The sequence below is a fragment of the Pseudomonas sp. H2_D02 genome (assembly GCF_054677635.1).
Genome location: NZ_CP162816.1, coordinates 3,967,987 through 3,980,315, shown reverse-complemented (window position 1 = coordinate 3,980,315; position 12,329 = coordinate 3,967,987). Strand labels below are relative to the sequence as shown.

The window sequence follows — 12,329 nt, the reverse complement described above, 5'->3', positions numbered from 1 at the left end:
GGCCTGATGAAACTCAGCCTGGGACCGGTCCTGTTCTATTGGGACAAAGCGCAATTGGGAAATTTCTACGCAGAGATGTCGGCCTTGCCGCTGGACGTGATCTACCTGGGGGAAACCGTCTGCTCGAAACGCCGGGCCTTCTCGCTGGATCAATGGTTGGGCCTGGGGCGTGAGCTGCAGGCGTGCAGCCAGGCGCAGATCGTGTTGTCGAGCCTGACGCTGATCGAGGCGGCCTCGGAGCTGTCTTCGCTGCGCCGCTTGTGTGACAACGGCGACGTGTTGGTGGAAGCCAATGACATGGGCGCCGTGCAGTTCATGGCCGAACGGAAACTGCCTTTCGTGGGCGGTCCGGCGCTGAACCTGTACAACGGCCACGCCCTGGGGCAACTGCTCGACAGCGGCATGATTCGTTGGGTGCCGCCGGTCGAGTGCTCGGCGGCGCTGATCGCCGATGTGCTGGAACAAGTGCGGGACATGGACCGTGATCTGCCAGAAGTGGAAATCTTCGCCTACGGTCATTTGCCCTTGGCCTACTCGGCGCGCTGCTTTACCGCCCGCGCCGAAAACCGGCCCAAGGACGACTGCCAATTCTGTTGCATCAACTACCCCGACGGCCTGGCATTGAGCAGCCAGGAAGGGCAGCAATTGTTCACCCTCAACGGCATCCAGACGATGTCGGGCGAGGTGACGAACCTGCTCGCCGATTACCCCGCGCTGGCCGCCTGCGGCGCCGACATGCTGCGCCTCAGCCCGCGCGCCCAAGGCATGACCGACGTGGTCACGGCCTTCGACAAGGTCCGCCAGGGCGAGGCACCACCGCTGTTCGTGGACGGTTGCAATGGTTATTGGCACGGCCACGCCGGCATGTTGAAAGTAGAGGAGGCGGGCCTGTGCTGAGTCCGAAGAAGTGGGTGCTCAAAGGAGCCGATCGCTTGCTGCCGCTGGTGAGCAAGGTGCCGTTCGTGGTGCAGCGTCTGGCCTTGCAACAGGCGCTCAACCGCTGCCTGGCCGAGCCGCTGCGCGAGGGCGGGTTCGAGGTACTGCGCGATCGTTGGTTATGTCTGCGGGTGCTTGATCTGAAGTTGTGCTGGTACCTGACCCTCGGCCGCGACGGCCTGCGCATCGCCGAACGGGCCGAGGCGCAGGTGTCCATCCGCGGCAACTGGCGGGAGTTCCTGTTGCTGGCCAGTCGTCAGGAAGACCCGGACACGTTGTTCTTTCGGCGGCGGTTGGTGATCGAGGGAGATACCGAGTTGGGGCTGGCGTTGAAGAATTTGATCGATAGCCTTGATCCGGACGTCTTGCCGCCGTGGTTGTGGCGCAATCTGGAGCGGGCGGGGAAGGGGTTGGCGACCGCGTAATGAAAGATTCTGACGCGCTTCCCTTGGTGTATTCGTGTTCCGGTTGTTCGAACGTGGCGCAACTGGCCAACACTGTTGCGCTGCGCCTGGACCGTGCGGGCCTGGCGGAGATGTCATGCATTGTCGGGGTGGGCGGGCAGGTGCCGCCGCTGGTCAACAAGGCGCGTTCGGGGCGGCGGATCGTTGCGTTGGACGGGTGTCCGTTGCAGTGCGTGCAGGCTTGTCTGCGATTGCAGGGTTTGACGGCGGATGTGCATGTGATCCTCAGCCAGCTGGGGTTGCGCAAGCGGTTTGGGGTCGATTGCGGTGAGTCGGAGATGGAGCTGGTGTTTTCGCAGGTGGTTGCGTTGATGGATATGGGGTAGGTATGCGCCCCGACTCTTTGATAATCGCCGGTTCCTAGTCAGCATCTTCATTGACGGTCATGCCGCCTTCGCGAGCAAGCCCGCTCCCACACGGGATCTTCAGCGGCCACAAACTCCATGCACGCCACCGCCCCACTGTGGGAGCGAGCTTGCTCGCGAAGAGGCCTGTACATTCGATATCTTCATTGACTGTTATACCGCCTTCGCGAGCAGGCTCGCTCCCACACGGGATCTTCAGCGGCCAAACTCGATGCACGCCACCGCCCCACTGTGGGAGCGAGCTTGCTCGCGAAGAGGCCTGTACATTCGATATCTTCATTGACTGTTGCACCGCCTTCGCGAGCAAGCTCGCTCCCACAGGGGAACTCGGTCCGCCTCACGACTACTGCTGGTAGGCCTCCAAGTCATCCTCGGACAAGATACGAATCTGCCGTCGCTCCATGGCAATCAACCCCCCATCCACCAACCGATGAAGAATCCGCGAAAACGTCTCCGGCTGGATCCCCAGTTTGGAAGCCACCAACCGCTTCGACACCTGCAACACCACCTGACCATCACGCGGATCCCTTTCCTGCAAAAGAAAATTGATGACCCGCCGACTGGCACTGGCCAAGGTCAGGTTATCGATGTCCTTGAGCCGCTGATGCAAATGGATGCTCATGCTTGCCAGGATGGCCAGGCAGACCTTGGGTTGGTCTTCCAGGGCCTTGCGGTAATGGGTGCCCTCGATACTCACCAGCACGCTGTCCTTGATCGCCGACGCGCTGACCGGGTAGCAGCGGGCCTGGCTGAAGAGTAGGGCTTCGGCGAAGGTCTGTCCGGGCTGGATGATTTCCACCAGGTTTTCCTGGCCCTCGCCGGTGACCCGGAACAGTTTGATCTGGCCGCTGACCAGCAGGAAAAACCGCTTGGCCGGATCGCCCTGGTGCATCAGCGTGCTGTTGCAGGGCAGTCGCTTGAGCACGGCGAGGTTGCACACGTCTTCGAAGACCCGCTCCGGCAATTGGCTGAACAGGTGATGACGTCGCAACAGTAGAACGATGGAAGGGTGGGTCAGCATGGCGTACCTCCGCGTGCCGTTATGGTAGAGCCCAACTCGCAGTCGGCCTATGCCTCGGCAGGCTTACCTCGGAAGAGGGATGGGAGGCGGTCGATCCAGTTTTCACTACTGGCGCAAATCTGTGGCGAGGGGATTTATCCCCGTTGGGCTGCACAGCAGCCCTGGCAGTGGACTCAATCTTCCAGGCACACCGAGTTGTCTGGTTTGGGGGCCGCTTCGCAGCCCAGCGGGGATAAATCCCCTCGCCACGGGATATGTGTTGGGGGCCAAAATGATTAGCCCGCCCCGCGCAAATGCTCCATCGCCCAAACCGCCGCTTCGACCCGGGAACGCAAGCCGAGCTTGTGCAGCAGGTTCTTCACGTGCACCTTCACCGTGCCTTCGGTAATGCCGAGCTTGTGGCCGATGACCTTGTTGCTGAAGCCCCCGGCAATCGTCCTCAAAACCTGGCGCTCACGTTCGGTCAGTTCCACGTCGGCCTGGCGTGGCGGCGAGCGCAGGGCCTGGGCCATGACGCGGGTCAGGCCGGGGCTGATCACCAGCGCGCCGTTGAGGGCGTCGCGGATGTATTGGATCAGCAACTCGGGTTCCATGTCCTTGAGCAAATAACCGTTGGCATCCAGGCGCAGGGCGTCGCGGATGTCGTCCTCGGCGTCGGACACGGTGAACAGCAGGACCTTGCCGGTGTAGTCCATCGCCCGCAGGCGGCGCAGGGTCTCGATGCCGTTCATCTGCGGCATGTTGTTGTCCAGCAGCACCAGGTCAGGCTTGAGCGGTTCGATCAGCGCGAGGGCTTCTTCGCCATGGCTGGCTTCGCCGACGATGTGCAGATCGTCTTCGAGTTCGAGCATCTGGCGGATCCCGCGACGCATCATCGGATGGTCGTCGACCAGCAGCAGGGTGTGGCGCAAAGGGGCGTTCATGTTGCGATGCCTTCGGAGTGATGGCCCAGGAATTCCGGTTGGAAGCGCACCTGGAGACGGGTGCCCTGGGGCGTTCGAGAGAGTATGTCGAGTTGGCCGCGCAGGCTGCGGGCGCGTTCGTTCATGATGTTCAGGCCGTGGTGTTCGCGCTGGTCCACTTCGCCGCTGAAGCCCCGGCCATCGTCTTCGATGGACAGGCGCACGGTCTCGCCTTCCTGGCGCAATTCGAGCCAGGCGTTCTCGGCATGGGCATGACGCAGGCAGTTGGACAGGGCTTCGCGGGTGATCTGCAGGATGTGGATCTGCTCGCTGGCCGACAGCTCGAAGGCCAGGGTGTCGATGAACAGGTGCACATGGAAATCGCCGCGGTTGGAGAACTCCTCGGCAGTGTCCTTGAGTTCCTGCACCAGCCCGTCGTCGCGGATCTGCAAACGGAAGGTGGTGAGCAATTCGCGCAGTTGGCGATAAGCGTTGTTGAGGCCCTCACGCAGTTCGCCGGTGACGTTTTCCAGGGTCTGCACCGATTCGCCGCGACGCATCAACGTCTGCATGCGGCTGACTTGCAGCTTCATGTACGACAAGGCCTGGGCCAGGGAGTCGTGCAGCTCCCGAGCAATGATGGTGCGCTCGTCGAGCAGCAGCAGGCGATGGTCCTGTTCGCGCTGGCGCTTGAGGGACAACGTTGTCCCGATCAAATTCGCCAAGGCCTGGATCAAGGCGATTTCCCAAGGCTGCGCAGCGTGGCCGTCGACGAAATGCGCCTTGAGTTCACCCAGCTCGGTGCCCTGGTTGCTGATGCTGAAAGCCTGCGGGCGCGCCGCGTTGTGTTTGTGGCAACTGGCGCAATCGCTGGTGGCGCAGACTTGGCGACTGGCGGCACCATGCAGGGCCAGCAGGTGCCGGGCCGGCGCTTGTAGCTGTCCTTGCAGGCACAGCGTCAGGCGCAGGCCGGGCAGGCGCTGTTGGAAGCGCCGGATCAACTCATCCAGACCTTCGGCATTGGCCTGGCGTGTCGCCAGGCTGCGGCTGCTCTGGTAGAGCAATTCAAGGGCGGCGTTGGCCTGTTGCAAGTTCAGGGTCTTTTGCTGCACCTGGGCTTCGAGGGTGCGGTGGGACTCCTCGATGGTCTCGGCCATGGTGTTGAAACTGGTCGCCAACTGGCCCAGCTCATCCTCGGACTGGTGATTGACCCGCACCTGGAATTCGCCACGGCGAAAACGCTGGGTGGCGTCCACCAGTTCTTGCAGCGGCATGACCACGCCGTACTGCAATTCATACAGGCCGATCAGCAGGATGATCATGGTGCTGAACAACGCGATGCCCTGGATCGCCTGTTGCCAGCCTTGTTTGTGTTCGCTCTGGCGCTGCAACAGGGTGACGAACTGGTCCAGTTGCTCGACGAAGGAGCTGGCGCTCGCTTGGAAAAACGTCGAGTCGCCGCGCTCGATGGCGGGGCGCAAGGTCTGGTTCCAGCGCTGCATGAGGTCGCGATAGCTCTTGTGCAGCGAGGTTTCCGGTCCGTCTTCCAGCACCACGCGCAGGGCCGGGCTGTCGAGGCGTTGCTGCAAGCTGTCGACGATCGCGGGGATGTCATCGGCGTCGCCGGCCGCGAGTTTCCAGCTCAGGTGATAGGTCTCCATGCGCACGGAGCCGGCGGTGTTGATGGCCGCCGCGTCGCCCTGGCTGAACCAGGCGATCAGTCCGGCGCTCAAGGAACTTGCCAGCGCGAGGATGGCGATGAGGATCACCGCCAGCCCGGCGCGAGCGGGCAGGGAGCTGCGCAGCCAACGCATCATGGACGCTGGCTCCTGGAGAAAATCGGTAGACCGAGCATCAAGCGCGCCCTGGGTCGTGGGGTGTTGCAGCCGATCCTGGGCGCACTACCTCTAAAGAGTTGTCGGCCGTTCCGTTTCCATAAAAGCCTTGGCCGACTTGCTCAAGACATTGATAAACAAAGGGTTCTATCGATATCAGGATCTACCTCCTTGGAGGTAGACGGGCCAAGCATAGGCCAATGCCCCCTTGGCGCTCGTTGATCCAGGTCAAGTTTTCGCGGGGTAGGCATCACTAGTCTGCGCTCAACGAATTGACTGGGGTGCAGCGTAATGCGAGCGCAAGTGCAACAAGGGCTGGTACTAGGGATGAGTACCCTGGCCTTCACCGTGTGCTTCATGGTCTGGATGATGTTTGCCGTGCTCGGCGTTCCGATCAAGGAACTGCTGGCCCTCAACGAAACACAATTCGGCCTGTTGGCCGCCACGCCGGTGCTCACCGGTTCACTGGTGCGCTTGCCCCTGGGCCTGCTCACCGACCGCTTCGGCGGACGCATCGTGTTCTTCCTGCTGATGTTGTCCTGCGTGTTGCCGCTCTATTTGATCACCCTGGCCACGGCTTACTGGCAGTTCCTGGTGCTGGGCCTGTTCGTCGGCCTGGCCGGCGGCTCGTTTTCGGTGGGCATTGCCTACGTCGCCAAGTGGTTCGACAAACACAACCAGGGTTTTGCCATGGGCGTGTTTGGCGCAGGCAACGCCGGTGCCGCGGTGACCAAGTTCCTCGCGCCGGCCTTGATCGCGGTGGGTACATGGCACCTGGTGCCGAAGGTGTTCAGCGCGATCCTGTTCATCACGGCACTGCTGTTCTGGTTTCTCACTGCCGAGAAAAAAGAACACCGCAGTGCCGACGGCGCCACGCTGCGTGAGCAACTCAAGTCGCTGAAAGATCCTGCGGTGTGGCGCTACTGCCAGTACTACTCGATCGTCTTCGGCGGCTACGTGGCCCTGGCGTTGTGGATGACTAAGTACTACGTGCAGGAATACGGTTTCAGCCTGCAAAGCGCGGCGCTGCTGGCGGCGTGTTTCTCCCTGCCGGGCGGCGTGCTGCGGGCCGTCGGCGGCTGGATGTCCGACCGTTGGGGCGCCCAGAGCGTGACTTGGTGGGTGCTTTGGGTGAGCTGGATCTGCCTGTTCCTGCTGTCCTACCCGCAAACCCAACTGCAAGTGCAGACCGTCAACGGCATCGTCGATTTCCACATCGGCCTCAACGCCACGCTCTTCACCGTGCTGCTGTTCGTGATGGGCATCGCCTTCGCGTTCGGCAAGGCCTCGGTCTTCAAATACATCGCCAATGACTACCCGCAGAACATGGGCGCGGTGTCCGGCATCGTCGGCCTGGCCGGCGGCCTGGGTGGTTTCGTGCTGCCGATCATGTTTGGCGCCCTGGTGGACCTCACCGGCGTGCGCTCGTCCTGCTTCATGTTGCTCTACGGCGTGGTCTGGGTCTCGTTGATCTGGATGTACCTCAGCGAGGTGCGCAAGCGCCCGCTGCTGGGTAAACAACCGCCGGCCAGCCCATCCCCGTTTTCCAGCATTGCCCAAGGAGAAGAACATGTCCGTTCTGCAAACGCCTGAAAAAGGCCCGGTCATTCATGACTGGCGCCCGGAAGACCCAGCCTTCTGGGGCCGCAGCGGCAAGCAGACCGCCCGGCGCAACCTGTGGATTTCCATCCCGGCGCTGTTGTTGGCCTTCGCCGTGTGGATGGTCTGGAGCACGGTGATCGTGCGCTTGAACGCCATCGGCTTCAGCTTCAGCACCGACCAGTTGTTCTGGCTGGCGGCATTGCCGGGGCTGTCCGGCGCGACCTTGCGCATTTTCTACTCGTTCATGGTGCCGATCTTCGGCGGCCGGCGCTGGACGGCCCTGAGCACCGCATCCCTGTTGATCCCGGCACTGTGGATGGGCTTCGCCGTACAGGATTCGTCCACGCCCTACAGCGTGTTCGTGCTGATCGCACTGCTGTGCGGTTTCGGCGGCGGCAACTTTGCCTCAAGCATGTCCAACATCAGCTTCTTCTACCCGAAATCCCAGCAAGGCACCGCCCTGGGCCTGAACGCCGGGCTGGGCAACCTCGGCGTGTCGGTGATGCAGTTCTGCGTGCCGCTGGTGATTTCCTTCGGTGTGTTCGGCTTCATGGGCGGCCAGCCGCAGGTGTTGGCCGACGGCAGCTCGCTGTGGCTGCAGAACGCCGGTTTCATCTGGGTGCCGTTCATCCTCGCCGTGACCCTGATCGCCTGGTTCGGCATGAACGATTTGTCCAGCGCCCGGGCTTCGTTCAGCGAACAGGCGGTGATTTTCAAGCGCAAGCACAACTGGCTGATGTGCTGGCTGTACCTGGCGACCTTCGGTTCGTTCATCGGTTTCTCCGCCGCGTTCCCGCTGCTGATCAAGACCTCGTTTCCTGAGGTGATCGCGTTGAAATTCGCCTTCCTCGGCCCGCTGGTGGGCGCCTTGGTGCGGCCGCTGGGCGGCTGGCTGGCGGACAAGCTCGGTGGCGCGAAAGTGACCCTGTGGAACTTCGTGCTGATGATCCTGATGGTTTTCGGTGTCCTGCACTTTCTGCCAAAAGGCGGCGAGGGCGGCAGCTTCTACGGCTTCCTGGGCATGTTCATGTTGCTGTTCATCACCACCGGCGTGGGCAACGGTTCGACGTTCCGCATGATCCCGGTGATCTTCCGCACCCTGCATGAGAAAGCCGCCCTCGGCAAAAAGCCCGAACAGCGCGAGCAAGCCCTGAAGAATGCCGGCAAGGAATCCGCGGCGGTGCTGGGTTTCAGCTCGGCCATGGGCGCCTTCGGAGCCTTCTTCATCCCCAAATCCTTCGGCACTTCGATGGCCCTGACCGGCGGTCCGGAGATGGCCTTCTACATGTTCGTCGGCTTCTACCTGAGCTGCATCGTGGTGACCTGGTGGTGGTACGCCCGCAAAGGCGCGGCGACTCCCTGCTAGACGAATTCAACTATTGCGTGGGCGGGGCGCAGACCCCGCGGAGCAAGCCTGAGAGGAAGACACTGTGAGTCATTTACTGGATCAACTGCGGTTCTTCAACCGCAAGCAAGGCGAGTTTTCAGACGGCCATGGCGAGACCCGCAAGGAGTCCCGGGACTGGGAGAACGTCTACCGTTCGCGCTGGCAGTACGACAAGATCGTGCGTTCCACCCACGGGGTGAACTGCACCGGTTCGTGCTCGTGGAAAATCTACGTCAAGAACGGCCTGATCACCTGGGAAACCCAGCAGACCGACTACCCGCGCACCCGCAACGACTTGCCCAACCACGAGCCACGCGGCTGCCCCCGTGGCGCGAGCTATAGCTGGTACATCTACAGCGCCAACCGGCTCAAGTACCCGAAGATTCGCAAGCCATTGCTCAAGCTGTGGCGCGAAGCCCGGCAGACCCTGCCGCCTGTCGAGGCGTGGGCGAGCATTGTCGAGGACAAGGCCAAGGCCGACTCGTACAAGAGCAAGCGCGGCATGGGTGGCTTCATCCGTTCCAACTGGGAAGAAGTCAACGAGATCATCGCCGCCGCCAACGTCTACACCATCAAGGAACACGGCCCGGACCGCGTGGTCGGCTTCTCGCCGATCCCGGCCATGTCGATGGTCAGCTACGCCGCCGGCTCGCGCTACCTGTCGCTGATCGGTGGCGTGTGCCTGAGCTTCTATGACTGGTATTGCGACTTGCCGCCAGCCTCGCCGATGGTCTGGGGCGAGCAGACCGACGTGCCGGAATCGGCCGACTGGTACAACTCCAACTACATCATTGCCTGGGGCTCCAACGTCCCGCAGACCCGTACCCCCGACGCCCACTTCTTCACCGAGGTGCGCTACAAGGGCACCAAGACCGTGGCGATCACCCCCGACTATTCGGAAGTCGCCAAGCTCACCGACCTGTGGCTCAACCCCAAGCAGGGCACTGACGCCGCGCTGGCCCAGGCCTTCAACCATGTGATCTTCAAAGAATTCCACCTGGACAAGCCGAGCGCCTATTTCACCGACTACGCCAAGCGCTACACCGACCTGCCGGTGCTGGTGATGCTCAAGCCGATGCTCGGCACGGCACCGGGCGCGGGTTACCAGCCGGACCGTTTCCTGCGGGCCAGCGACCTGACCGACAACCTCGGCCAGGACAACAACCCGGAATGGAAAACCATCGCCCTGGACGCCAACGGCGAACTGGTTTCGCCTCAGGGCTCCATCGGTTATCGCTGGGGCGAGAAGGGCAAGTGGAACATCCTGCCCCGTGAAGGCGGCGAAGGCCGCGACATCGACCTCAAGCTGAGCCTGATCGGCGGCGACGTCGCCGAGGTGGCGTTCCCGTATTTCGCTGGCGAGTCCCAGGAATACTTCCAGCACGTGGCCGGCGATGCGGTGCAATACCGTCGTGTGCCGGTGCACAGCGTGGTGCTGGCCGACGGCAGCGTGGCGAAAGTCGCCACCGTATTCGACCTGTCGGCGGCCAACCTGGCGATCGACCGTGGCCTGGGCGGCGCCAACGTTGCCAAGGACTATGACGACGCCTCGGTGCCCGGTACCCCGGCCTGGCAGGAGCAGATCACCGGTGTCAGCCGCGAGAAGGCGATCCAGATCGCCCGCGAATTCGCCGACAACGCCGACAAGACCCGTGGACGCTCGATGATCATCGTCGGTGCGGCGATGAACCACTGGTACCACATGGACATGAACTACCGTGGGCTGATCAACATGCTCATGCTCTGCGGTTGCGTCGGCCAGACCGGTGGCGGCTGGGCCCACTATGTCGGCCAGGAAAAACTCCGTCCGCAATGCGGCTGGCTGCCCCTGGCCTTCGGCCTGGACTGGAACCGTCCGCCACGGCAGATGAACGGCACCAGCTTCTTCTACGGCCACAGTTCGCAATGGCGCCACGAGAAGATGAGCATGCACGACGTGCTCTCGCCCCTGGCCGACAAGTCGCAGTTCCCCGACCACGCCCTGGACTACAACATCCGCGCCGAACGCGCCGGTTGGTTGCCCAGCGCGCCACAGCTCAACACCAACCCGCTGCACATCTGCCGTGATGCCGCCGCCGCTGGTCTTGATCCGAAGGAGTACGTGGTCAAGTCGCTGCAGGACGGTTCCCTGCGCTTTGCCTGCGAACAGCCGGACAGCCCGGTGAACTTCCCGCGCAACATGTTCATCTGGCGTTCCAACCTGCTCGGGTCATCGGGCAAGGGCCACGAGTACATGCTCAAGTACCTGCTGGGCACCAAGAATGGCGTGATGAACGAAGACATCGGCCATGGCACCGAGTGCAAGCCCACCGAAGCCGAGTGGGTCGACGAGGGCGCCATTGGCAAGCTCGACCTGGTGACCACCCTGGACTTCCGCATGTCCTCGACCTGCGTGTATTCCGACATCGTCTTGCCGACCGCGACCTGGTACGAAAAAGACGACATGAACACCTCGGACATGCACCCGTTCATTCACCCGCTGTCCGCGGCCATCGACCCGGCGTGGGAGTCGCGTTCGGACTGGGAAATCTACAAAGGCATCGCCAAGGCGTTTTCGGCCATGTCGGTCGGCCACCTCGGCGTGGAGAAAGACTTGGTCACCGTGCCGTTGATGCATGACAGCGTCGGCGAACTGGCCCAGCCATTTGGCGGCACCGACTGGAAGAGCGCCGGCGTGGCGCCGCAACCGGGCAAGAACGCGCCGAACCTGCAAGTGGTCGAGCGTGACTACCCGAACATTTACAAGCAGTTCACCTCCCTCGGCCCGATGCTGGAAAAACTCGGCAACGGCGGCAAGGGCATCAACTGGAACACCGACACCGAAGTGAAATTCCTCGGTGAGCTGAACCACAAGGAAGCCGAGGCGGGCATCAGCCAAGGCCGGCCAAAAATCGACAGCGCCATCGACGCCGCCGAAGTGATTCTGTCCCTCGCACCGGAAACCAACGGCCATGTCGCGGTGAAAGCCTGGGCGGCGCTGTCGGAATTCACCGGCATCGACCACAGCCACCTGGCGGTTTCCAAGGAGCACGAGGCGATTCGCTTCCGCGACATCCAGGCCCAGCCACGCAAGATCATCTCCAGCCCGACCTGGTCCGGCCTGGAAGACGATCACGTGAGCTACAACGCCGGCTACACCAACGTCCATGAGTCGATCCCATGGCGCACCATCACCGGGCGCCAGCAGTTCTACCAGGATCACCCGTGGATGCAGGCGTTCGGCGAGCAACTGATGAGTTATCGGCCGCCGGTCAACACCCGCACCATCGAAGGCGTGAAAGGCAAGCGCAGTAACGGCGAGACCGAGATCGTCCTGAACTGGATCACCCCACACCAGAAATGGGGCATCCACAGCACCTACAGCGACAACCTGCTGATGCTGACCTTGAGCCGTGGCGGACCGATTGTCTGGCTCTCGGAAATCGACGCCCAGCGCGCCGGGATCGAGGACAACGACTGGATCGAATGCTTCAACGCCAACGGCGCGCTGACCGCCCGGGCGGTGGTCAGCCAGCGGGTCAAGGAAGGCATGGTGATGATGTACCACGCCCAGGAACGGATCGTGAACGTGCCGGGTTCGGAAACCACCAAGACCCGCGGCGGCCACCACAACTCGGTGACCCGCGTGGTGCTCAAGCCCACCCACATGATTGGCGGCTACGCCCAACAGGCCTACGGCTTCAACTATTACGGCACGGTCGGTTGCAACCGCGACGAATTCGTCGTGGTGCGCAAGATGGTCAAGGTCGATTGGCTCGACGGTTCCAGTGGCGATGATCTGCCGCGTCCACTGCCGACTGATATCGAGGAGAACTGA

General features: G+C 62.4%; 9 protein-coding genes. 6 read left to right on the top strand and 3 right to left on the bottom strand.

Features of this window, described 5'->3' with window-relative positions; translation table 11 throughout:
* Window positions 1-6 precede the first annotated feature (6 nt).
* From AB4N42_RS18280 to AB4N42_RS18270, 3 genes are read left to right on the top strand one after another with little or no spacing between them, the layout of a single operon-like run.
* Window positions 7-897: a U32 family peptidase gene (locus AB4N42_RS18280; protein ID WP_460115108.1), complete on the top strand. Its 891-nt coding sequence runs from the start codon at window positions 7-9 to the stop codon at window positions 895-897.
* Window positions 891-1,361 (top strand): ubiquinone anaerobic biosynthesis accessory factor UbiT, encoded by a 471-nt coding sequence (gene ubiT, locus AB4N42_RS18275; RefSeq protein ID WP_460115107.1) that lies wholly within the window; start codon window positions 891-893, stop codon window positions 1,359-1,361. The genes AB4N42_RS18280 and ubiT overlap by 7 nt, the downstream gene beginning before the upstream one ends.
* Window positions 1,361-1,726: a putative zinc-binding protein gene (locus tag AB4N42_RS18270; RefSeq protein ID WP_030137656.1), complete on the top strand. Its 366-nt coding sequence runs from the start codon at window positions 1,361-1,363 to the stop codon at window positions 1,724-1,726. Before ubiT ends, AB4N42_RS18270 begins: the two co-directional genes overlap by 1 nt.
* Window positions 1,727-2,108: 382 nt before the next feature.
* Here AB4N42_RS18270 and AB4N42_RS18265 read toward each other — a convergent pair whose 3' ends face one another.
* The 3 genes from AB4N42_RS18265 to AB4N42_RS18255 all read right to left on the bottom strand — a co-directional run bounded on the left by AB4N42_RS18265 (window position 2,109) and on the right by AB4N42_RS18255 (window position 5,505).
* Window positions 2,109-2,786 carry a Crp/Fnr family transcriptional regulator gene (locus AB4N42_RS18265; protein WP_030137655.1) on the bottom strand — a complete coding sequence of 226 codons (678 nt, stop codon included), beginning with the start codon at window positions 2,784-2,786 and terminating at the stop codon, window positions 2,109-2,111.
* Window positions 2,787-3,061: 275 nt separating this feature from the next.
* Entirely contained in the window at window positions 3,062-3,709 is a 648-nt protein-coding gene (narL, locus tag AB4N42_RS18260; RefSeq protein WP_030137654.1) for a two-component system response regulator NarL, read from the bottom strand.
* Entirely contained in the window at window positions 3,706-5,505 is a 1,800-nt protein-coding gene (locus tag AB4N42_RS18255; RefSeq protein ID WP_217859430.1) for a HAMP domain-containing protein, read from the bottom strand. Before AB4N42_RS18255 ends, narL begins: the two co-directional genes overlap by 4 nt.
* Before the next feature lie 309 nt (window positions 5,506-5,814).
* Between AB4N42_RS18255 and AB4N42_RS18250 the strand changes: the two genes are divergently transcribed.
* From AB4N42_RS18250 to AB4N42_RS18240, 3 genes are all read left to right on the top strand, one after another.
* Entirely contained in the window at window positions 5,815-7,116 is a 1,302-nt protein-coding gene (locus tag AB4N42_RS18250) for an MFS transporter (protein ID WP_460115106.1), read from the top strand.
* Window positions 7,094-8,491 (top strand): NarK family nitrate/nitrite MFS transporter, encoded by a 1,398-nt coding sequence (locus tag AB4N42_RS18245; protein WP_460115105.1) that lies wholly within the window; start codon window positions 7,094-7,096, stop codon window positions 8,489-8,491. The genes AB4N42_RS18250 and AB4N42_RS18245 overlap by 23 nt, the downstream gene beginning before the upstream one ends.
* Before the next feature lie 64 nt (window positions 8,492-8,555).
* Window positions 8,556-12,329 carry a nitrate reductase subunit alpha gene (locus tag AB4N42_RS18240; protein ID WP_460115104.1) on the top strand — a complete coding sequence of 1,258 codons (3,774 nt, stop codon included), beginning with the start codon at window positions 8,556-8,558 and terminating at the stop codon, window positions 12,327-12,329.

Excerpts from the sequence above, each read along its gene's own strand:
- AB4N42_RS18280 (WP_460115108.1), top strand. The coding sequence starts at position 7 with ATGAAACTCAGCCTGGGACCGGTCCTGTTCTATTGGGACAAAGCGCAA.
- AB4N42_RS18270 (WP_030137656.1), top strand. The coding sequence starts at position 1,361 with ATGAAAGATTCTGACGCGCTTCCCTTGGTGTATTCGTGTTCCGGTTGT.
- AB4N42_RS18265 (WP_030137655.1), bottom strand. The coding sequence starts at position 2,786 with ATGCTGACCCACCCTTCCATCGTTCTACTGTTGCGACGTCATCACCTG.
- narL (WP_030137654.1), bottom strand. The coding sequence starts at position 3,709 with ATGAACGCCCCTTTGCGCCACACCCTGCTGCTGGTCGACGACCATCCG.
- AB4N42_RS18255 (WP_217859430.1), bottom strand. The coding sequence starts at position 5,505 with ATGATGCGTTGGCTGCGCAGCTCCCTGCCCGCTCGCGCCGGGCTGGCG.
- AB4N42_RS18250 (WP_460115106.1), top strand. The coding sequence starts at position 5,815 with ATGCGAGCGCAAGTGCAACAAGGGCTGGTACTAGGGATGAGTACCCTG.
- AB4N42_RS18245 (WP_460115105.1), top strand. The coding sequence starts at position 7,094 with ATGTCCGTTCTGCAAACGCCTGAAAAAGGCCCGGTCATTCATGACTGG.